Origin of the sequence: Nesiotobacter zosterae (assembly GCF_033843645.1) — a bacterium.
Taxonomy (GTDB): Bacteria; Pseudomonadota; Alphaproteobacteria; order Rhizobiales; family Stappiaceae; genus Pseudovibrio; species Pseudovibrio zosterae.
Genome location: NZ_JAWXVZ010000011.1, coordinates 44,392 through 65,223 on the forward strand (window position 1 = coordinate 44,392; position 20,832 = coordinate 65,223).

Annotated in this window: 16 protein-coding genes; 9 read left to right on the plus strand and 7 right to left on the minus strand. The window is 56.1% G+C overall.

The window, feature by feature from the left end; translation table 11 throughout:
• Window positions 1-140: 140 nt before the first annotated feature.
• From hemW to rph, 3 genes are read right to left on the minus strand one after another with little or no spacing between them, the layout of a single operon-like run.
• A complete protein-coding gene (hemW, locus tag Q3Y58_RS16005) occupies window positions 141-1,301 on the minus strand; it encodes a radical SAM family heme chaperone HemW (protein WP_319622921.1) in 1,161 nt (386 codons plus the stop codon).
• A 21-nt stretch (window positions 1,302-1,322) separates the two neighbouring features.
• Entirely contained in the window at window positions 1,323-1,943 is a 621-nt protein-coding gene (rdgB, locus tag Q3Y58_RS16010) for an RdgB/HAM1 family non-canonical purine NTP pyrophosphatase (protein WP_319622922.1), read from the minus strand.
• 12 nt (window positions 1,944-1,955) lie between these two features.
• A complete protein-coding gene (gene rph / locus Q3Y58_RS16015; protein ID WP_274218297.1) occupies window positions 1,956-2,669 on the minus strand; it encodes a ribonuclease PH in 714 nt (237 codons plus the stop codon).
• Window positions 2,670-2,891: 222 nt separating this feature from the next.
• Here rph and hrcA point away from each other — a divergent pair, with 222 nt between their 5' ends.
• Both hrcA and Q3Y58_RS16025 read left to right on the plus strand, forming a co-directional pair.
• Complete coding sequence (gene hrcA / locus Q3Y58_RS16020) at window positions 2,892-3,959, plus strand: heat-inducible transcriptional repressor HrcA (RefSeq protein ID WP_319622923.1); 1,068 nt, start codon at window positions 2,892-2,894, stop codon at window positions 3,957-3,959.
• Window positions 3,960-3,985: 26 nt separating this feature from the next.
• The gene (locus Q3Y58_RS16025) at window positions 3,986-4,792 is read left to right on the plus strand and encodes a molybdopterin-synthase adenylyltransferase MoeB (RefSeq protein ID WP_274217704.1); all 807 of its coding nucleotides are present in this window, start codon (window positions 3,986-3,988) and stop codon (window positions 4,790-4,792) included.
• Between the two features lie 49 nt (window positions 4,793-4,841).
• Here the strand turns inward: Q3Y58_RS16025 and Q3Y58_RS16030 are convergent, their stop codons facing one another.
• The 4 genes from Q3Y58_RS16030 to Q3Y58_RS16045 all read right to left on the minus strand — a co-directional run bounded on the left by Q3Y58_RS16030 (window position 4,842) and on the right by Q3Y58_RS16045 (window position 11,991).
• Window positions 4,842-6,896: a TonB-dependent receptor domain-containing protein gene (locus Q3Y58_RS16030; protein WP_319622924.1), complete on the minus strand. Its 2,055-nt coding sequence runs from the start codon at window positions 6,894-6,896 to the stop codon at window positions 4,842-4,844.
• A gap of 567 nt (window positions 6,897-7,463) precedes the next feature.
• A complete protein-coding gene (polA, locus tag Q3Y58_RS16035; RefSeq protein WP_319622925.1) occupies window positions 7,464-10,418 on the minus strand; it encodes a DNA polymerase I in 2,955 nt (984 codons plus the stop codon).
• A gap of 96 nt (window positions 10,419-10,514) precedes the next feature.
• Window positions 10,515-11,276, minus strand: a complete 762-nt coding sequence (locus tag Q3Y58_RS16040; RefSeq protein ID WP_319622926.1) for a DUF2092 domain-containing protein — start codon at window positions 11,274-11,276, stop codon at window positions 10,515-10,517.
• A 181-nt stretch (window positions 11,277-11,457) separates the two neighbouring features.
• Window positions 11,458-11,991: an FxsA family protein gene (locus tag Q3Y58_RS16045; protein WP_319622927.1), complete on the minus strand. Its 534-nt coding sequence runs from the start codon at window positions 11,989-11,991 to the stop codon at window positions 11,458-11,460.
• Between the two features lie 288 nt (window positions 11,992-12,279).
• On the opposite strand from Q3Y58_RS16045, the gene Q3Y58_RS16050 reads away from it, so the two are divergent.
• The 7 genes from Q3Y58_RS16050 to trpS all read left to right on the plus strand — a co-directional run bounded on the left by Q3Y58_RS16050 (window position 12,280) and on the right by trpS (window position 20,810).
• On the plus strand, window positions 12,280-13,017 hold the full coding sequence (locus Q3Y58_RS16050; RefSeq protein ID WP_274217698.1) for a Tim44/TimA family putative adaptor protein: 738 nt from the start codon (window positions 12,280-12,282) through the stop codon (window positions 13,015-13,017).
• 110 nt (window positions 13,018-13,127) lie between these two features.
• On the plus strand, window positions 13,128-14,120 hold the full coding sequence (gene mltA, locus Q3Y58_RS16055) for a murein transglycosylase A (protein ID WP_319622928.1): 993 nt from the start codon (window positions 13,128-13,130) through the stop codon (window positions 14,118-14,120).
• Window positions 14,117-14,743: a Smr/MutS family protein gene (locus tag Q3Y58_RS16060; protein ID WP_319622929.1), complete on the plus strand. Its 627-nt coding sequence runs from the start codon at window positions 14,117-14,119 to the stop codon at window positions 14,741-14,743. The genes mltA and Q3Y58_RS16060 overlap by 4 nt, the downstream gene beginning before the upstream one ends.
• On the plus strand, window positions 14,740-15,111 hold the full coding sequence (locus tag Q3Y58_RS16065) for a helix-turn-helix domain-containing protein (RefSeq protein WP_274217695.1): 372 nt from the start codon (window positions 14,740-14,742) through the stop codon (window positions 15,109-15,111). The genes Q3Y58_RS16060 and Q3Y58_RS16065 overlap by 4 nt, the downstream gene beginning before the upstream one ends.
• Before the next feature lie 90 nt (window positions 15,112-15,201).
• Complete coding sequence (locus Q3Y58_RS16070; protein WP_319622930.1) at window positions 15,202-18,030, plus strand: [protein-PII] uridylyltransferase; 2,829 nt, start codon at window positions 15,202-15,204, stop codon at window positions 18,028-18,030.
• Between the two features lie 9 nt (window positions 18,031-18,039).
• Window positions 18,040-19,608, plus strand: coding sequence for a murein biosynthesis integral membrane protein MurJ (murJ, locus tag Q3Y58_RS16075; protein ID WP_274217693.1), 1,569 nt, complete (start codon window positions 18,040-18,042; stop codon window positions 19,606-19,608).
• A 113-nt stretch (window positions 19,609-19,721) separates the two neighbouring features.
• Window positions 19,722-20,810, plus strand: a complete 1,089-nt coding sequence (gene trpS, locus Q3Y58_RS16080; RefSeq protein WP_319622931.1) for a tryptophan--tRNA ligase — start codon at window positions 19,722-19,724, stop codon at window positions 20,808-20,810.
• Window positions 20,811-20,832 lie beyond the last annotated feature (22 nt).

The window sequence follows — 20,832 nt, forward strand, 5'->3', positions numbered from 1 at the left end:
GTTATTCACGCAATACGCTGTATATCACAAGATATTTTTATGATGCAGCGCAAAATTTACTGAAGGAAACTACACCCAAAATTTGCATAGTTCTTATTTTTCTACTCAAAAATGCCGGATATGGGACAATAACAATTTCGTTATGAGACAAGTTCCGTAATGACCGCGTTTAAAACACCAACGCCCCGAGGGGTGGCACGCAGACGGCTATTGCCAATCCATTCCACCAGGCCTTCTTCCTGCAAGACGGTGAGGCGGGCGGCATTGAAACTGCGCTCGGCCAATGCCTCATAGCGCGCCACATCAATGCCCTCTCGAAGGCGCAATCCCATGAGCAGAAGTTCGTCGCTCTGCTCTTCGCAAGTCAGATCCCCAGTCTCAATGATCCCGGTCCCCTTGCTCTCAACGAGGCCGAGCCACGTTTCCGGGTGGTTTTCGGTGAGCGTGGCCATTCGCTGGCCATTTGCAAGGCTCAAGCGTCCATGAGCGCCCGGTCCTACGCCGATGTAGTCGCCATAACGCCAGTAAACCAGATTGTGTTGACACTCAGAGCCCGGTACAGCGTGGTTTGACACTTCATAGGCTGGCAAGCCACGGCTTGCGGTAACTTCCTGTGTCAGGTCAAACATGTCCGCGGCGTAGTCGGGATCAAGCATTTCCAGTTTTCCGGCCGCATAGAGCCGGTGGAACATGGTGCCTTCCTCGATTGTAAGCTGATACATGGAAAGATGATCGGCTGCCAGATCAATGGCCCGGTTCAGCTCTTGCTCCCACCCTTCAAGGGTCTGGTCGGGGCGGGCATAGATAAGATCGAAGGAAATTCGTTCGAACGTGGTGCGCGCAATCTCAACGGCTTTCACTGCCTCGTCTACACTGTGCTGGCGACCCAGAATCTTCAGATCCTTGTCATTCAGTGCTTGAATGCCGACGGAGAGGCGATTGACGCCCGCAGCGCGGTAGCCAGCAAATCGGGTGGCCTCTACACTCGTCGGGTTAGCTTCCATTGAGATTTCGGCGTTCTCACCGATTGGCCAGTAGCGATTGATGCCTTCCAGAATGGCTTCAACGGTGCGCGGCTCCATCAGCGATGGGGTGCCGCCGCCGAAGAACACGGAGTCGACAGGTTGAGAGGCAACGAACTGGGCATTGTAGTCCAGCTCGCGCAGCATGGCGTTCACATAGTCCTGCTGGTCGACCGGCTTATGGCGTACATGCGAGTTGAAATCGCAATAGGGGCATTTGGCAAGGCAAAAAGGCCAGTGCACATAGACACCAAACCCGCCAACCGGTCTTTCCATCATTTCAAACTGCTCTCTAGCCCTTTAAAGGCACTCAGCCTTGAACAGATCAAAGGCACGCGCTCGGTGAGACAGGGCTGATCCATCCGGGTTTCGCTGTTTGGAGGCTTGATCCATCTCGCCAAAGGTTTTCTCAAAACCGTCCGGCACAAACATGGGATCGTAGCCAAAGCCTTCAAGTCCGCGCGGCGGCCATATGGCTTTACCATGCACTTCCCCGCGATAGAACTGGGTGTGCCCGTCAGGCCAGGCAACGCACAACACTGCCACAAAATAGGCATTGCGGTTTTCCGCGCCCAGCTCTTGCAGCTTGTCTTCAACCTTTTGCATGGCCACGGAGAAGTCTTTTCCCGGGCCAGCCCAGCGCGCGGAGTAAACGCCGGGGTCATTGTCAAGCGCTTCCACGCAAAACCCGCTGTCATCGGCCAGTGCGGGGTAGCCAGACACCTTGGCAGAAGCCAGCGCCTTGATCGCGGCGTTGGCTTCAAACGTATCGCCGTCTTCAACGGGCTCCGGCAGATCCAGATCTCCTGCAGAGACCACCTCAAAGCCAAAAGGTTCCAGGAGTTGGTTTATCTCCTTCAGCTTGCCCTTGTTGTGGCTGGCAACGACCAGACGGCCCGGTTCAAGACGACGATTTTCCATTCTTGTTCTTCCTTAGAGGATGGAGAGCTTCTGCAGTTCCACCAGTTTGGAGATGCTGTTCTTTGCAAGCCCCATCAGCTGGCCAAACTCTTCTTCGCTGAATGGCTTTCCTTCAGCGGTGCCTTGAATTTCAACAATGCCGCCCTTGCCGGTCATCACGAAATTGGCGTCGGTTTCAGCTGAGGAGTCCTCAGCATAGTCAAGGTCGGCCACAGGCGTTCCTTCATAAATCCCGCAGGAAATGGCGGCGATGTGATCAACCAGCACATCATCCTTCACCATGTCGCGTGCTTTCATCCACTGCAGACAGTCGTGGAGAGCAACCCATGCGCCGGTGATGGAAGCCGTACGTGTACCGCCATCGGCCTGAATGACATCACAGTCAACAGAGATCTGACGCTCGCCAAGGGCCTTCAGGTCCACCACAGCACGCAGGGAGCGACCAATAAGACGCTGAATTTCTTGGGTACGGCCAGACTGTTTGCCTGCCGAAGCTTCACGGCGCATGCGGTCATGGGTGGCTCTTGGAAGCATGCCATATTCAGCGGTGACCCAGCCCTGGTTCTGGCCGCGCAGCCATGGCGGAACACGCTCTTCAAGGCTTGCGGTACAAAGGACGTGCGTATCGCCAAACTTGACGAGGCAAGAGCCTTCTGCGTGTTTGGACACACCACGTTCAAGGGTAACTGGGCGCATTTCTTCGGGTGCGCGTTTGGATGGACGGATCACTGCCAACTCCATTGATTTGTCGGGGCATACGGCATGGCTTGCCTATAGCTCGCGGTGGTTTTAACCCCCAATGTCTTTGAGCGCAAAGGCTGCGTTCAAAATTATGACTGGAATTGTCGAAATGGGTTTCGCGAACCGGGAGAGCGAGGATATAGAATAAAGAGCAATCCCCACTTATATTTGGTTTTCGAGCCCTATTGATCCGGAGTGAGCAGACTAGTGACCAGTGGACCACCATCCGTTCCTCTTGAAGATCTTGACGAGAGATCACGCGAAATTTTTCGCCGCATCGTCGAAAACTATCTAGGCACGGGCGAAGCCTCAGGCTCGCGCAATCTGGCGCGCGGTCTCAGCAAGCCCTTGTCCCCTGCCTCGGTGCGCAATGTGATGTCCGATCTGGAGCACATGGGGCTGCTTTACTCCCCTCACACCAGTGCTGGTCGCTTACCCACCGAGACCGGACTGCGCCTGTTTGTGGATGGTCTTCTGGAAGTGGGGGACCTGACACGCGAAGAACGCGAGCAGATTGATATTCAGGTGAAAGCTTCCGGCTCAGAGAAGAGTTCTGCTCAACTCCTCACCGAAGCCAGTCAGATGCTCTCTGGTCTCAGTCGCGGCGCTGGCGTTGTCCTGGCCCACAAGACCGATGTGCCGCTTCGCCATGTGGAGTTCGTGCAGATCGAACCAACCAAGGCACTTGTCGTGTTGGTGAGTGATGATGGCTCCGTTGAGAACCGCATCATATCGCTTCCGGCAGGTCTGCCGCCCTCCGCGCTCATAGAAGCCTCCAACTACCTCAACTCAGTTATCCGCAACCGCACAATTGCGGAGGTTCAGAACGAGCTTGAGCGCCAGAAAAGCGAAAACAAGGCCGAACTTGACCGTCTTACAGAAAAGGTTGTTGCCGCTGGCATCGCTGTGTGGGGCGGAAAAGAGGGCGATGCGGATACGCTCATTGTACGGGGTCGATCCAATCTTTTGCAGGACGTGGGCCATGCCGAGGATCTTGACCGCATCCGTCTGCTCTTTGATGACCTTGAGAACAAGAGCGAGCTGATCCGCTTGCTTGAGCTTGCCGAAGGCGGAGAGGGCGTACGCATCTTCATCGGCTCGGAGACCAAGCTGTTCTCACTCTCGGGCTCTTCGCTCATTGTCTCTCCGTACCGGGACAGTGAACAGCGCATCCTTGGTGTTCTGGGGGTCATCGGTCCGACGCGGCTCAACTATGCGCGTGTCATCCCAATGGTGGATTACACGGCACGTCTCGTAAGCCGCCTGCTTCCATAACGCATCCGAAACAAAAGAGATTTAGAGTGCTTTCTCCCGCAGAACTCGAACGATACGCCCGTCACATCGTCCTCAAAGGCGTCGGGGGCCCCGGCCAGCAAAAGCTCAAGGACGCCAAGGTGCTTGTGATTGGCGCAGGAGGGTTGGGCGCTCCGGTCCTGCAATACCTTGCCGCCGCGGGTGTCGGGACGCTTGGTATATTGGACGATGATGTGGTGTCATTGTCCAATCTTCAGCGGCAGATCATTCATGATACTGATCAGCTGGGCGAGCCCAAGGTGGCAAGCGCGGCAGAAACCATTGCCCGCCTTAACCCCTATGTTCAGGTGCGCCCGCACCCAACCCGGTTCAGCGGTCAGAACGCGATGGCTCTGGTGAGCAGTTATGATCTGGTGGTTGATGGCTCCGATAACTTTGAAACCCGCTATCTGGCAAGCGACGCCTGCTACTTTGCCAAGAAGCCACTGGTTACGGGTGCAGTCGGCCAGTTTGATGGTTCGGTGACGCTGCTCAAGCCTTACGAGACGGATGCAGAGGGCGCCCCAAACCCGACCTATCGCTGTCTCTTTCCCAAACGCCCAGCTGCAGGCAGCATTCCTACCTGCGAAGAAGCTGGGGTGCTGGGCGCGCTGACGGGCGTTATCGGCTCGCTTCAGGCACTGGAAGCCATAAAGGAAATCGTGGGCTTCGGAGAAGGCCTTGTAGGCAGATTGCTTTTGGCGGACACGGCAGTCATGCGGTTTGAAACCATCACCTACAAGCACAATCCAGCCAACCCGCTGAACGGCGATGCTCCAAAGAGCTGGGCTGAAATGCTGGAGTTGGATCTCTGAGAAACGACGCAAGGAATGAGAACGGCGGCACATGGCCGCCGTTTTTAGTCTAGAAGGTTTTTGCGACCGACAGTTTGAAGCTTCGGCCCTTACCCTCAGTCCCGCTCAGGTGGGGCGTGTAGGCTTTGTCGAAGATGTTCGTGACGCTTGCCCGCACTTCGGCGCCGGCCATCCAACCCTCCTCGGGGAGCCAGCTCAGACTGGCGCCGTGGAGAGCGTAGCCTCCCGTTTCGCTGTCTGCACTGTTGACCCGGTCCTGCCGCGCATAAAAGTTGGACCGCCAGGACACATCCAGATTGTAGTCCTCAAAGCGATATCCCACGGAGATGAAGGCGTTGTCTGCTGCCACAGATTCCAGATAGGTGTCGTCAGAGAGGTTGTCTCCGCGGGTCAACGCCGCCCCAAACGAGCCATACCACGTGGGCGATGCATATCCGGCCTCGACCTCAACACCTTGGAGGCGTACATCCTCAATTGCAGTGGTAATGGCACCACCCGCCATGTGGTCAAACGTGGTGTAGAGATAGTTCTCAACATCGTTGTGGAAGCCAGTGACCTTCAGGCGCACGCCATCATCATCCTGAAGAACGTTGTCGAACTTGAAGCCAAAACCGGCTTCAAAGTTGTTGGACTTCTCCTTGCCGAGGTCCGTGAAGCCACCACCTGTGAACGCTTCATCAATGACCGGCATGCGTTCAGTATGAGAAACGGAGCCAAAAACGTTCAGCCAAGGGGTAAGTTCATAGATGGCCGCCAGTTTTGGAGAAAACGCCGTGTCGCTCACATCATCGCGGAGGCTCACACCTTCGCCCGGAGACAAGCGGGAATAATCCACACGCAGACCAGGGATAAGGGTAAGGCGATCAAACAGGATCACTTCAGCCTGACCGTAGGCACCAATCATGCGGGATTCCCCTTCGGGATGAGAAGATGCCCCATGTGACGTTGACCCGTCCGGGTTCAGGCGAGGGTTCAGGCGCTCACGATAGTGGCCTTGAACACCAAACGTCAAAAAGGCCAGAGCGGAATCTGAGAACTCTATTTGCGATGTGTTCTGCAGCTTGCCCTGCCAAGTCTTGTAGACGTATTCCGCTTCAAGCCCAAACGCTGGCTGGCCGTCCCAAGGGTTTCGGTAGGTGATGTCGTCCAGCTCACGCTTGGTCTCGCTGTAGGCAAGCTGCGCTGTCAAATCGAGTAGGTCATTGCCGGCAAATGCGTTCTCATAGGTGAGGCGCCCTTGCTGCTCGCTTATCTCTTGATCGGCATAGCCAAACATTGGCTCATAGGTGATTTGGTCATAGAGGCCGTTGCCTGATTTGTTGATGTTGAAGTAACTCGCTGTCAGAGACTGATCCCGATCCGTCCCGAAAGTGTATTTCAACTTTGCAAGGCCAGACAGGTCCGTGAACAGAGAGTTGCCCAGCTCTTCGCCTTTGGCTGCATCGTAGTTGCCATAGCGGCCGTAGTTAAAATTCGCCACAAACTCAATATCTTCGACAGGCTTCATTGCCGCGATTATGGAGTTGCGAGAGCCATTGCCATTGGAGTCCCAGGTGGTTTTGGCACGCACCGCAACGGTGTCATCCCCCTCAAGAAAGTCTGAGGCATCCTTTGTGCGGGCACTGACCGTCCCGGCCAAAGCGCCCGATCCGTAAAGCGTGGAGGAAGCTGGCCCACGCAGGACTTCCACCTGCTTGAACATTTCCGGCTCGAAAAAGAAAGAACCCGAGCGGTAAGCTTCAAAGAACGAACGTACTCCATCCACTTGCATGATCATGCGATTTTCATCGGAAGACAACGCGCCGCCAATACCGCGCATGTTCAAGGATTGGCCTAGCGGATTGTCAGCGTTGATGGTGGTAACGCCCGGTATGGCGTCCAAAATCTCTCCCAGCGTGGCCGCCTGCGACGCCTCGATCTGCTCCTGCGTGACAACAGTCACCGCCTGCGGTGTATCAATGGCGATCTTTTCTTCACCCGCCGATACGACGATCTCGTCCAGTACGGTTGTTGCTTCTTGTGCTTGTGCCCCTGCCAACGGCAGGGCGAGCGAAAGGGTCGTGCCGGCCAGCAAGGCGGCACGGGAAACGGTTCCATTAAACATGGCTGCCCCGGCATAAATTTTGACTATGGAGAAAGCTGGCTGGTCAGAATTTGGCTAGCGACCGACATACCCCTGTCGGTGAACGTGCCTACGTTTTATAAATATGAGTATTTTAGTCAAGTAATATTTAGGGGTAGTCTTCTCGGCATATCGCTTGCATGATTTAAAGCGTTGTAAAAACTAGAATATTCTGTTTCCCCTTGCCGCAACTTCCGTCGCTTTTTGGCCTCCTGCGCCGGTTCGCTGCAAACTCCATCGCCGATTTGGGCCCTCACCTTGCCTCCGAGCGGAAGCTCAGCCCTTGGAGCAAAGAGGGGGCGGTCCTCCCTCATGCGCGATGTGTTGCGTTCACCAGGATCCCAACGCGCTCAGCGCAATCCGATGTTTCAAATCGTGATGGCTTCAAGCATCGCGAGCCATTTGCGGACAATGTGGTGTTCGCGTCGGTAAAGGGGATTGCGCAGGGTGTCGGGAGTTTGGAAGCAGTTGAAGGGGTTTGGGACCATGGGGAGGAGTGGGCCCGATACGCCCACTCGATTAACACCAAAGACTAACGAAACGAGGCGTTTAGTGCGCCTCATCCCAATTGTCGGCAGCTTCAGCTTCCACCTTGAGCGGCACAGAAAGCGTTAGTGCTGGCTCTGCAGCTTGCTCCATGGTGCCGATGACAATATTCTTGGTTTCCTCGACCTGATCTTCAGGCAGCTCAAAGATGAGTTCATCATGCACCTGAAGCAGCATCTGCGCTTCCAAGCTCGAATTCTGCAACACGTCATCCATCCGCACCATGGCACGACGGATGATGTCCGCCGCTGAGCCCTGAATTGGGGCATTGATTGCAGCGCGCTCATAGAACTGGCGCATGTTCGGGTTCTTCGTGTTGACATCCGGATAGTGCGCCCGGCGGCCGAAAATGGTTTCAACATAGCCGTTGGCATGGACGAACTTTTTCGTCTCTTCCATGTACTCCTGAATGCCTGGGAAGCGCTGGAAGTAGGTCTTGATGTAATCGCCTGCCTCACCTCGCGAAATGCCCAGCTGATTGGCCAGACCGAAGGCGGAAATGCCGTAGATGATGCCGAAATTGATGGCCTTGGCCTGACGGCGGATCATTGGGTCCATGCCTTCAATTGGCACACCGAACATCTCTGAGGCCGTCATGGCGTGAATGTCCAGATCTTCCGCAAAGGCCTTTTTAAGCTGCGGAATGTCAGCCATGTGAGCTAAAACACGCAACTCGATCTGACTGTAGTCAGCTGAGATGAGCTTCTTGCCCTTGGCTGCCACGAATGCCTTGCGGATCTTTCGGCCTGCTTCCGTGCGGATTGGAATGTTTTGAATGTTCGGCTCGGAGGAGGACAGACGGCCCGTCGTTGTGGACGCCAGCGAGAACGAAGTATGCACACGCCCCGTTTCCGGGTTGATGTAGTTGGGCAGAGCATCCGTGTAGGTAGACTTGAGCTTGGACAGCTGCCGCCACTCCACGATCTTGGAGGGCAGCGGCTCACCTTGCGCCGCCAGATCCTCCAACACAGATGCGGAGGTAGACCAAGCGCCGGTCTTGGTCTTCTTGCCACCCGGCAGACCCATCTTGCCAAACAGGATTTCTCCCAGCTGCTTGGGGCTGCCGATGTTGAAACTCTCACCGGCCATCTCAAAGATTTCGGCTTCTACGCTTGCTGCGCTCTGCGCAAAGTCTCCCGAGAGGCGGGAAAGCATCTGCCGGTCGATGGAAACACCGCGGTGCTCCATCTTTGCAAGCGTTTCCACCATTGGGCGCTCGAGGCGCTCGTAGACATGTGCCATCCCTTCTGCGGCAAGGCGAGGCTTCAAGATGTGCCAAAGGCGTAAAGTCACGTCCGCATCTTCGGCAGCATAGGCGGTCGCCTTGTTCAGCGGCACCTTGTCGAAGGTGATCATGTTGCGACCAGAGCCACAGACTTCCTTGAAGGGGATGGGCGTGTGATCAAGCCAACGCTGGGCAAGCTCATCCATGCCATTGCCGCCCACACCGGCATCAAGCACGTAGGAGAGCAGCATGGTGTCGTCGAACGGCGTCATTTCGATGCCGTAGCGGCTCAACACCAGCCAGTCATACTTCATGTTCTGCGCGATTTTCAGGATCGAGCGATCCTCAAGCATCGGCTTGAGCACTTCCAACGCGTCACTCAACTTGATCTGCCCGGGGACGAGGCCGCCTCCGCCCAGAAGATCGCCATCGCCGTCAACATGGCCAAGTGGGATGTAGCAGGCCTTGCCGGGGACAGCCGCAAGGGACACGCCCACCAAATCTGCCTGCATGGCGTTGAGATCGCTGGTTTCCGTATCAACTGCTACATGGCCAATTTCATAGATCTCTGCGATCCATTCCTTCAAGCGCGCGATATCGGATACTGTTTCGTATGCGGAACTATCAATGGATATGGAGCTTATTTCGGCCTTTTTTGCTTCCACCAATGCGCCAGGTGTCCACAGACCATTCCCCGTGTTTCCGCCTTCTGTACCGCTGTTGTTCTCAGGCTTTTCCTCCGCCGGTTTTTCTGGAGTCCAGCCCACAACCGGTACATCGGCCGGTTCAACTGCCTCTGCATCTGTACTGGTGATTTCCGCCACCTTGCGGGTCAGTGTCGTAAAGCCCATGGCCTTCAGGAAACCCAAGGCGGTCGGCCCATTCACCTGTGTGATGGAAAGGTCTTCCATCGGCACCTCAACCGGCACATCTTCCTTCAGCTGAACCAACTGCTTGGAAATGCGGGCCTGCTCGGCAAACTCGATCAGGTTTTCACGGCGCTTCTTTTGCTTGATGGTCTCCGCCTGTAACAGCAGCGTTTCAAGATCTCCAAACTCGTTGATCAGAAGGGCCGCTGTCTTGAGACCAATCCCGGGAACACCCGGTACGTTGTCCACGCTGTCTCCTGCCAGAGACTGCACCTCAACAACCTTGTCGGGCCCAACACCGAACTTTTCAAAAACTTCCTCTGAGCCGATCACCTTGTTTTTCATGGTATCGACCATGCCGATGCGGTCCGTCACCAGCTGCATAAGATCCTTATCGCCCGAGACGATGGTGACGCGGGCGCCAGTAGCGGCGGCCTGACGGGCATAAGTGGCAATCAGATCGTCTGCCTCATAGCCCTGTTGCTCAATTGCCGGCACGCCAAATGCGCGTGTTGCCTCGCGGATCAAACCGAACTGAGGAATGAGGTCTTCCGGCGCATCGGGGCGATGAGCCTTATATTCTGGGTAGATGTCATTGCGGAACGTGGTTCCGGACTTGTCAAAAATCACCGCAAAGTGCGTCGGCTCATCACCCTTTTCCTTGGTGGGCCCTTCCTGGATCATTTTCCAGAGCATGTTGCAAAAGCCAGACACGGCACCGACCGGCAGGCCATCTGGCTTCCGGGTCAAGGGCGGGAGCGCGTGATACGCACGGAAAATGAATGTGGAACCATCAACCAGAATGAGGTGATCGTTCTCGGTGAGCGCAGGTGCAGAGGATTGATTTGACATGAGCGCGATCATGCCCAGTCGCGCCACGGTTGAAAAGGGAAAAAGCGCCCCTCAGTGAGCTATTCGCAGCTTTGATTAGTAATGGCAAACCCGCTGTGATTATGCCGACTACCGCCGTTCAACACTGCGCTCACCCATTTGAAAGGGGGCCGCATTGGCTGGCGGGTTGAAGTCAAATACCGCCAGATCATGCGATGTTTCCAAATCCCAATGCATGAAGCGCACATGGGTCTGAGGTTCTCCGGGCTCTTTGGTGTGGGTGAGGATCAGATATCTCGGCAAACCGGTATCGGAGGAAATCCAAACCTGCCAATGCAGAGTTTCGGAGACAAAGGCCAGATGATCTGCATCGCCCTCCGGGAAGCTGGTGCGTCCGATGAACAAAGCCCGCTTGGTGAGTGTTGGCAGGCGCTCTGACAAGTTCCTGTCCACGATATCAAGCCCGGGAAGTTTCAGACCGAAATCCTCCCGCAAAACCATCAGAAGGTCCATGTTGGTGGCGTTGAAGTCGCCCTCCGTGAAGAGGTTCCGAGTCTTGTCATAGTAGCTGATGATGCCGTCATAGAAATACAGCTCACTGACACCATCAACTCTTGGCATGATGATCTTCAGCTTGTCAGTGCCGGAAATTTTAGCCTGATATTGATAGACGAAATTGAGCGATACGCCATCCCGGAACACCCGTTCCTCGCTCACAACTGCCGTAAAACCGATGTTTTCGCTCTCGGCAAAACGCTCCATCATGACATGAAGACGTTCTATGGCCCTGTTTTGCTGCCCCGCTGCAGGGACGACGAGGACCACGACAAAACATAGCAGAAAAAATAGCAGCGACGCACGCAGATGTGAGATCGGAAGCAGGTACAACATGAGTAGCCAGAGCCTTTTGTTGTTCTTGTTGCCGGCAAGCTGAAACTACTCTAGCTGAAGGATAGAAACAAATCCCTTCTTCTCACTCCTGAATCGGCGCAAATATGACGCTCTGACCTACCGTTTTCGCAATTAGGGGATCATCCAACGATTGGAGGCAGATCAAAGCAGGGGCGCTTTTCTAATTGCGATCTTCCGGCTTCCACGGTGTGTCGCTGTCATGCTCGATGGTGCGCGGACCCGATTGGGATGGTCCTCTGGAATCGCCGGGCTTGTGGCTTGACCACTCATCCGCGTCCAGATCCACCACACCGTCTTCCGTACGATAGTGGCGGTGCATGTGCACGTTTCCATCTACTTGCACACGAGAGGCCAAAGCACGGCCAAGGTACGTCCGCACGGCTGGAATGAAGAGCAAAAGACCAATGGCATCAGTAAAGAAGCCAGGAATGAGAAGACAGATGCCCGCGAGAACGATAAACGCACCATGTACCATTTCGTCGCCTGGCATGCGGCCCGCATCCATTTCTGAACGCATGCGCATCAGCAGGCTGAGTCCTTGGTGACGCAGAAGCGCTGTGCCAGTAACGGCCGTCAGAATCGTCAGCAGGATCGTTGGAATCGCGCCAATAACGCTTCCGACCTCCACGAACAAGAAGATCTCGACAGTGGGGACAAGGATAAAGGCGGCTAGAATTATAAGTCCGACAGGCATGGCGCTCGCATTGTTTTACCAAACGCCCTATATATATGGGTTGATGGCCAAAATTGCGAGTATGTATTGCTGGTAATGTCGCGGAAGACCTCTCTACTTCGAGTCTAAAGGGGCATCGGCAATAAAATTCGTGTTTGATATGGTGCTAAGCCATTGGATGTTGGCCTCATAACCCTTAGATTGGGGTCAATATGTACACTATGGCTGTTTAGGGCGTGTCACGCTGAGCCGAGGGGCGATGTCGAGATGCGGCAGCATTAACTACAAAGGATTGGTCGGTAACGCGACATGAGCGAAATTTTCGACGTCACCAATATCATCATTCTGGTCGTAGCAGTGGTCATTTTCCTGCGTCTCCGTTCAGTCTTGGGCAAGCGGACAGGGAACGAAAATCCGCCTTATGATCCGTACTCCGCTCAACCGGGCAAGGATGCTCAGCATGCACCGCAAGGCCAGTCTGGTGACAATGTCATTCAGTTGCCGGGCAGTGCGCAGCAACCTGCCGGTGTAAATGCCAACGAGGCACAAGAGCTTGCCGAAGAAGCCATTGACCAGATGGCACCAGTGAATACGCCGCTGAACGACAATCTCCGCGCTATCCTCGCCGCAGAGCCTGGCTTTAATCCCAAGGAGTTCCTGCAGGGCGCAGGTGCGGCCTATGAAATGATTGTCACCGCCTTCGCACAAGGTGACCGCAAGACCCTTAAGTCATTGCTTTCTGAGGATGTTTACGAAGGTTTCGTGGCCGCAATCGAAGCTCGTGAGGCCCGTAAGGAGCGCGTTGATTTCACCTTTATCGGCATTCAGAAAGCCAGCATTTCTGATGCGGAATTGAAGGACAAGGTTGCGCAGCTCACCTTGAAGATAAAGAGCCAGCTTATCACCGCGACCCGCGGTCCAGAGGGGCATATCGTTGAAGGTGACCCTACAAACGTGACCGAAGTGACCGACATCTGGACCTTCAGCCGCGAGACCGGAACACCAGACCCTAACTGGAAACTGGTGGCAACTGAATCCGGCGAATGAGCTCGAACAGCGTGAAGGGACGGCGGCTTTTTTTAGCGGCCTCCCTTTTTGTTTTGGCCGGAGCCGCCCTTGCTTTTTACGCAAAGCAAGCACAAGCAAGCGGACCGCCAATGCAACCTATTGAATTTTCAGAGATTTATGGCTGGGCTGCAGATGATCATTCTGCGGCCCTTCATGCGTTTGCGCGCTCCTGCCACCGCCCGGCAACCAAGGCCAGGGGGAAAGAAGGGGAATTAATCGCAGAGCTTTGCAAGAAAGCCCGCGCCCTCGTGCCAGCTACCAATCGGCAAGCCCGAAAGTTTTTTGAAGAGAACTTCATTGCTCTGCGTGCAAACGAAGCCGGGTTTGTAACCGGGTATTATGAGCCCGTCCTGCAAGGCTCGTTGAAGAAAACCAAGGACTACGCATGGCCACTTCATGGCCTGCCAAAGGATCGGCGCAACCTGCCAGACCGAGCTGCGGTTATGGATGGAGCGCTGGACGGAAAAAATCTTGAAGTTCTGTGGGTTAAGGATCCGGTGGACGCCTTCTTCACGGCCATTCAAGGGTCTGCCCGGGTTGAAACTGAAGATGGAAGAACCTATCGCCTGCGGTTTGCGGGCAAGTCCGGACACCCTTACACACCGGTTGGACGGCTGCTCATTGAACGGGGACAAGTTGCCCGAGAGGACATGTCCATGCAAGCCATACGGGACTGGATGGGCGCAAACCCGAAGGGCGCACTGGAGTTGATGCGCGAGAACCGCTCCTACATCTTCTTCACCCTTGAAGAGGAGAATAACCGGGAAGATGGCCCGATCGGCGCAGCCGGTGTGCCGCTTGTGGCTGAGCGTAGTTTGGCGATAGACCCGCGTTTCCACGAATATGGCTTACCCATTTTCATCGGGACCCGCTTGCCTGACGCTCGGGGAGCGGTTAAACCCTTCAACCGATTGATGGTTGCCCATGACACCGGCTCGGCAATACTCGGATCAGCTCGAGGGGATATCTTCTTTGGCAGCGGTCCGGCAGCCGGGGACAAGGCTGGGCGGACGCGCCACAAAGCTGATTTCGTCGTTCTGCGACCGAGAGCACAAACAGGTAAAGATGCAGAAGGCCGATGATCGCTGAGAGCCGAAAAAGATCCCGCCGCAAGGCCTTGAGCAAGGAAGACAAGGCGCTTTGGCAGAAGGTGACGGCCACGCTGACACCCATCAAGGCCAACCGCGCAGCGTTTGTTGAAGCGCTTGAGGAACAGGTAACCGACAACGAGCCTGCGACCGCAGCAAAAGCATCACCGGTAAAAGACACCAAAAAACAGCAGCTTAACGGCGTGAGCATGCCAAGTAAGCCAACCCCGCCGCCGCTGCCACCACTGGCCCCCATGGCCAAGCGGGAACGACGCAAGGTGGTGCGTGGCCGTGGCAAGCCGATTGATGCCCGTATCGACCTGCATGGCATGACACAACATCAAGCCCATGACCGGCTGCGGGGATTTCTTTATCAAAGCCAGGCCTCCGGTCATTCACTGGTGCTTGTGATCACGGGGAAAGGTGCGAGCCCGGACAGCGCACCTTACGGGGATATGCGCGGGGTGCTGCGCCGTATGGTGCCGCAATGGCTGTCGCTCCCGGATTTCCGCAGCTTCGTTGTGGGCTTTGAGCAGGCGCATGCGTCGCACGGCGGAGAGGGGGCCCTTTATGTTAGAATCCGCCGACGCAAGGGAGTAAGCGGGGATTACTCATGACGCCTTTTGGTGCGAAGGTGCGCGAGCTACGCATAAAACGAAACGTGACATTGAAAGAGATGGCGGAAGCGCTCTCCGTTTCCTCAGCCTATTTGTCCGCTCTGGAACACGGAAAGCGCAGTAAACCAACATGGTACATGGTCCAGCGCATCATCACCTATTTCAACGTGATTTGGGATGAAGCGGAAGAACTGCAGCGCCTCGCCGAGCTTTCCGACCCGCGCATTACCATTGATACAGGGGGATTAAGCCCCCAAGCCACTGAGCTGGCAAACTTGCTGGCACTGAAAATAGGTGGTCTTTCTGACGAGTCCCTGAACCATCTTTTGCATCAACTCCGTGTGGTTTCTGCGCGCGATAACGTTTAGGGTGAATCGCCTCAGCTTTTTGAAACGATTTTGCGTTGAGTTGAGCTAAAGCGTCATTTTCTGCGTTGCTCGCTCCATGGAAGTTTAAAGATGACACCACGCGACCTTGAGATCGAACATCTGGTACCGGTCAACGACGTTCTCGTCTCTTTTGAGAACGTGATTTCCGAGCATGGTGGAGACCCATCAAGCCCCAAGGTGCGGAACGCCATCCTAGGTCGGCTGAAGGAACTGAACAGCGACGCCCGAAAGACCATCGAGCAAATGCTGTTTGCAGATGGGAGTGGGCGTCACTGCGCCGAGCGCCTGAGCTTCGTTCAGGATCTCCTCATCAAAGTGATTTACGAGTTCGCCACAAAACGCGTCTACCCCAACCCGACCCCCAGCAAAGCGGAGCGCCTCTCCGTGATTGCCGTTGGTGGTTATGGCCGAGGGACACTGGCACCGAAGTCAGACGTGGACCTGCTTTTCCTGTGGCCGTACAAACAGACCCCCTGGGGAGACCAGATCGTGGAGTACATTCTCTACATGCTCTGGGACATGGGGCTGAAGGTGGGGCATTCCACCCGAAACCTTGACGAATGCATGCGTCAGGCAAAGGCGGACATGACCGTGCGCACGGCGCTGTTGGAATCCCGCCTTGTCTGGGGCGATGCAGAGCTGTTTGACGAGCTGGTCAAACGCTTCGACAAGGAAATCGTTGCGCAGACCGGCAAGGAGTTCATTGAGGCCAAGCTGGCCGAGCGGGATGAACGCCATGAGCGGCAGGGGTCCTCGCGCTATCTGGTAGAACCCAATGTGAAGGAAAGCAAAGGCGGTCTTCGCGACCTGAACACGCTGTTCTGGATCGGAAAATACTTCTACCGGGTGGATAATGGAGCCGATCTTGCAGAAATTGGCGTTTTCTCTCGGGGGCAGCTGAACCGCTTCCGCAAGTCTCAAGATTTTCTCTGGGCAGTGCGGTGCCATCTGCATTTTCTCACCGGGCGAGAAGATGACCGTCTGTCCTTCAACGTGCAGCGTGAGATTGCCGAGCGCCTTGGCTACAAAGACCATCCCGGAATGCGGGACGTTGAACGCTTCATGAAGCACTACTTCCTCGTGGCCAAGGATGTGGGGGACCTGACCCGCATTTTTGCGGCTGCGTTGGAGGAACAACATGTAAAGTCCGCACCGAGCCTGTCGCGTTTCTTGAACGTGATGGTACCGGGGCGCAGGTCGCGCAAGACCGCCATCAAGGGCACCAAGGACTTCTTCATTGAAAATGGCCGCTTGGTGCATGCCTCCAAAGAAGTGTTCAAAAGCGATCCCGTGAACCTCATCCGGGTGTTCTATCTGCTTGATCGCAACAATCTGGACATGCACCCCGAGCTGTTGAAGCTGATGCGCCGCTCTTTGCGGCTGATCGACAACACACTGCGGGAGGACGAAAAGGCGAACCGGTTGTTCCTGAAGGTGCTGACCTCACGCTCCGATCCTGAAATCGTGTTGCGCTCGATGAATGAGGCGGGCGTGCTGGGGCGCTTTCTGCCGGAGTTTGGCAAGATCGTCGCCATGATGCAGTTCAACATGTATCACCACTACACAGTGGATGAGCACTTGATCCGCTCTATTGGCGTGCTTTCCGAAATTGAGCGGGGCCTTGGCAGCGAAAACCACCCGCTTTCAACGGACCTGATCAAAACCATTCCGAACCGCACCGTGCTTTATGTGGCCACGCTGCTGCACGACATTGCCAAGGGCCGACCTGAAGACCATTCCGTGGCCGGTGCCCGCATTGCCCGTGCCTTGTGCCCCCGACTTGGCCTGAGCCCGTCCGAGACCGACACGGTGGCCTGGCTGGTAGAGATGCACCTTGAAATGAGCAATGTGGCCCAGTCCCGGGATCTGAATGATCCGCAAACGATCCGAGACTTCTGCAACAAGGTACAGAGCCTTGAGCGCCTCAAGCTGCTGTTGATCCTGACCGTGGCGGACATCCGCGCGGTGGGGCCCAACACCTTCAACGGCTGGAAGGGGCAGCTGCTCAGAACACTTTATTACGAGTCCGAAACAATCATGAGTGGCGGCCATGGTCAGCTGTCTCACCGGCAGCGGCTGGACTATGCCAAACAAGAGGTTTTGGAACGTCTGGAGCACTGGCCGGAGGAAGAACGGCAGGCCTACCTTGGACGTCATTACCCGGCTTACTGGTTACGGGTCGACCTGGACCGCAAACTGCGCCATGCCGAGCTGATCCGCACAACCGACCAGAAGGAAGAGCACCTGGCCACCATGGTCCAGCCGCACGCCTTTGAGGAAATCACCGAGATCACCGTGCTGGCACCTGACCATCCACGTTTGCTCTCCATCATCGCGCAGGCCTGTTACGCCGCTGGCGCCAACATCGTTGATGCGCAGATCGACACCACCAAGGATGGCCTCGCCCTCGATACCATTACCATTCGCAGAGAATTGCCGCTGGACGCTGATGAGATGCGACGCGGCAAGCGCATTACCGAGATCATTGAGAAAGCCTTGCGCGGCACCAAACCGATTCCAAAGCCTAGTCGCAAGCAACAGAACGCCTTGCAGAAAAACGAGGCGTTTGATGTGCGCACTTCTGTGAGTGTCAGCAACTCCTGGTCTGAGCATTTCACGGTGGTGGAAGCCTCCGGCCTCGACCGCCCCGGCCTGTTGTTCAGTCTGACGAATGCGCTTTCGGAACTGAACTTGAACATTGCCTCCGCCCATGTGGTGACCTTTGGCGAAAAAGCGGTGGACGTCTTCTACGTCACCGACCTTACCGGGCAGAAAATAAGCAATGTTGGTCGTCAGGATGCCATAAAGGCGCGGATAACGGAGGCTTTCGACGGTGAAGCCGTCAAGAAGCCACGCCAAACCCGCCATCGCCGTCGCCGAGCGCGACTGGCCAGCTAGTGATACAAGATGCTGTTCAGAAACTTTGCAACCGTTGGCGGGGCAACCCTGCTCAGCCGTCTTCTCGGCTTTCTGCGTGATGTGATGCTCGCCGCCTTTGTCGGGGCCGGGCCGGTGGCGGATGCTTTTGTGGTGGCGTTTCGGCTGCCGAACCTGTTTCGCCGCCTGTTTGCGGAAGGGGCCTTCAACTCTGCATTTGTGCCGCTTTTTGCCCGCTCCCTGGAAGAAAAGGGAGAGGAGGGCGCGCGCCAGTTTGCCGGGGAGATTGCAGCAGCGCTTTTCTGGACACTGGTGGTGGTCACGGCGCTGGCTGAAATCGCCATGCCGCTGTTGGTGTACGTGCTGGCACCGGGGTACTTCAGTGATCCGGCAAAGTATGACCTGACCGTGTTGATGGCGCGGGTGGCCTTTCCCTACCTTTTGTTCATGTCGCTGCTGGCCTTCATCAGCGGTATCTTGAACACCTTCCAGCGCTTTGCTGCGGCAGCCATGGCACCGGTCATGTTGAATGTGGTGATGGGCTTGGTGCTTGCCGGCATTGGGCTTGCCGGGCTGGAACCTGATGCCACAACGGGCGTTATTCTGGTAGCGGGTGTCGCCGTTGCGGGTGTGGTTCAGCTGGCGTTTGTGGCGGTGGACCTGAAACGCTTGGGCTTCAAAATCCCACTGTTTCGCCCGCGCTGGACACCCGGCGTAAAGCGCCTTCTGGCCCTTGGCCTGCCTGGCGTTCTGGCTGGAGGCATTACCCAGATCAACATTACCGTTGGCACCATCATCGCCTCCATGCAGGAAAGCGCCAACTCTTTCCTTTACTACGCGGACCGGGTCTATCAGCTGCCGCTTGGCGTGGTGGGCATTGCCATTGGCGTTGTGCTGCTGCCCAGCCTGACGCGCTCACTGCGTTCCGGGCAGGATGAAGAAGTGCTGCGCATCCAGAACCGATCCATGGAATTTGCTCTGGCGCTGACCTTGCCCGCCGCAGTGGCGCTGGTGCTGATCCCACGCGAAGTGATCAGTGTGCTGTTTGAGCGTGGTGCATTTGGCCCGGAAGCGGTGGACCAGACCGCATGGGCCTTGATGGCGTTTGCCGTTGGCCTGCCTGCCTTTGTACTGAACAAGGTTCTTTCGCCGGGGTACTTCTCCCGCGAGGACACCAAGACGCCCATGTACTTTGCTGGTGTTGCCATGGTGATCAACGTGGGTCTGGCGTTGGCCCTGTTCCCATTCATGGCCCATGTGGGCATTGCGGTGGCAACCTCTGTGGCCGGATGGGTGAACACGGCGCTGTTGGGCCTGCTGCTTTACAAGCGGGGGCACTTCAAGCTGGACGCCGCTGCAGTGCGCCGGGTGCCTTTGCTGCTGTTGGCGAGCGTGCTGATGGGCGGTGTCGTGCTGGGCTTGTCGACCTATGTGCCGGGGGCAACCTCGCCGCAGTTTCTGGTCAGGGCCGGGCATCTGGCGCTTCTGGTAACTGCAGGTATGATTTCCTTTGGTGTATTTGCCCAAGTTACCGGGGCGGTGAACTTTCTGGGATATGCCAAGCGGTTTGCAGGGCGGAAAACCTCCGGCACCAGCTAGTTTCGCCGTTTGAACACCTTGCCAGCACGAGGGCGAGCCGCTAACAGTGCATGCGCATATTGCATGCCCATCAGGCCCTTCCAACAGGCCGTAGTATCTAGGGAAACTTTCTAATGACGGCGTTTCAGCCCCGCGTTTTCTCCGGTGTTCAACCCACCGGCAACCTTCATCTTGGCAACTATCTTGGTGCCATCTCTCGCTTTGTTCCGCTTCAGGACCAGATGCCAGCGCTCTATTGCGTGGTGGATCTGCACGCCCTTACCGTGTGGCAAGACCCTGAAGACCTGACCCGCGCCACCCGTGAAGTCACGGCTGCCTATCTGGCAGCGGGCATTGATCCGAAGAAAGCGATCATCTTCAACCAGAGCCAGGTGAAGGAACACGCCGAACTGGCATGGGTGTTCAACTGTATCGCGCGCATGGGCTGGCTGAAGCGCATGACACAGTTCAAGGACAAGGCAGGCAAGAACCAGGAAAACGCAAGTGTTGGCCTGTTCGCCTATCCAAACCTGATGGCCGCTGACATTCTGGCTTATCGTGCAACCCACGTGCCGGTTGGCGAAGACCAGAAGCAGCACCTTGAGCTGACCCGCGACATCGCACAGAAGTTCAACAACGACTATGCAGAGCGGATCAAGGAACTGGGCCTTGGCGTGCCAAACCCTGAGCCAAATCCGGAAATGCCGGATGAGCTGTACTTCCCGCTGACAGAGCCAATGATTGCAGGCACCGCGACCCGCATCATGAGCTTGCGGGACGGTACCAAGAAGATGTCCAAATCCGACCCTTCTGATCTGTCCCGCATCAACCTGACCGATGATCAGGACGCCATTGCCAAGAAGATCAAAAAGGCGAAGACGGACCCGGAACCACTGCCAAGCGAAGTGAAGGGCCTGGAAGAGCGTCCAGAAGCCAACAACCTGGTTGGCATCTACGCAGCGTTGTCAGGCCAGACCAAGGATGAAGTGCTCGCCGAGTTCGGTGGACAGCAGTTCTCCGCGTTCAAGCCTGCGCTCTCCGAACTGGCTGTGGCAAAGCTTGCGCCCATGTGTGAGGAAATGAAGCGTCTTGTGGAAGATCCTACGCACATTGACGCCATTCTTGGCGAAGGTGCAGAGCGTGCAGCAGAGATTGCGGAGCCAGTTCTGCATGACGTACGCCGCATTGCGGGCCTTCTTGAAGCGCGGTATGGCCGCCGCTGACCTCAAGAAGACTACCAGTTGA

Bases quoted from the DNA above. Each gene is read 5' to 3' on its own strand.
- hemW (WP_319622921.1), bottom strand. From the start codon at position 1,301: ATGATGGAAAGACCGGTTGGCGGGTTTGGTGTCTATGTGCACTGGCCT.
- rdgB (WP_319622922.1), bottom strand. From the start codon at position 1,943: ATGGAAAATCGTCGTCTTGAACCGGGCCGTCTGGTCGTTGCCAGCCAC.
- Q3Y58_RS16030 (WP_319622924.1), bottom strand. From the start codon at position 6,896: ATGTTTAATGGAACCGTTTCCCGTGCCGCCTTGCTGGCCGGCACGACC.
- polA (WP_319622925.1), bottom strand. From the start codon at position 10,418: ATGATCGCGCTCATGTCAAATCAATCCTCTGCACCTGCGCTCACCGAG.
- Q3Y58_RS16040 (WP_319622926.1), bottom strand. From the start codon at position 11,276: ATGTTGTACCTGCTTCCGATCTCACATCTGCGTGCGTCGCTGCTATTT.
- Q3Y58_RS16045 (WP_319622927.1), bottom strand. From the start codon at position 11,991: ATGCCTGTCGGACTTATAATTCTAGCCGCCTTTATCCTTGTCCCCACT.
- Q3Y58_RS16050 (WP_274217698.1), top strand. From the start codon at position 12,280: ATGAGCGAAATTTTCGACGTCACCAATATCATCATTCTGGTCGTAGCA.
- mltA (WP_319622928.1), top strand. From the start codon at position 13,128: ATGCAACCTATTGAATTTTCAGAGATTTATGGCTGGGCTGCAGATGAT.
- Q3Y58_RS16060 (WP_319622929.1), top strand. From the start codon at position 14,117: ATGATCGCTGAGAGCCGAAAAAGATCCCGCCGCAAGGCCTTGAGCAAG.
- Q3Y58_RS16065 (WP_274217695.1), top strand. From the start codon at position 14,740: ATGACGCCTTTTGGTGCGAAGGTGCGCGAGCTACGCATAAAACGAAAC.
- Q3Y58_RS16070 (WP_319622930.1), top strand. From the start codon at position 15,202: ATGACACCACGCGACCTTGAGATCGAACATCTGGTACCGGTCAACGAC.
- murJ (WP_274217693.1), top strand. From the start codon at position 18,040: ATGCTGTTCAGAAACTTTGCAACCGTTGGCGGGGCAACCCTGCTCAGC.
- trpS (WP_319622931.1), top strand. From the start codon at position 19,722: ATGACGGCGTTTCAGCCCCGCGTTTTCTCCGGTGTTCAACCCACCGGC.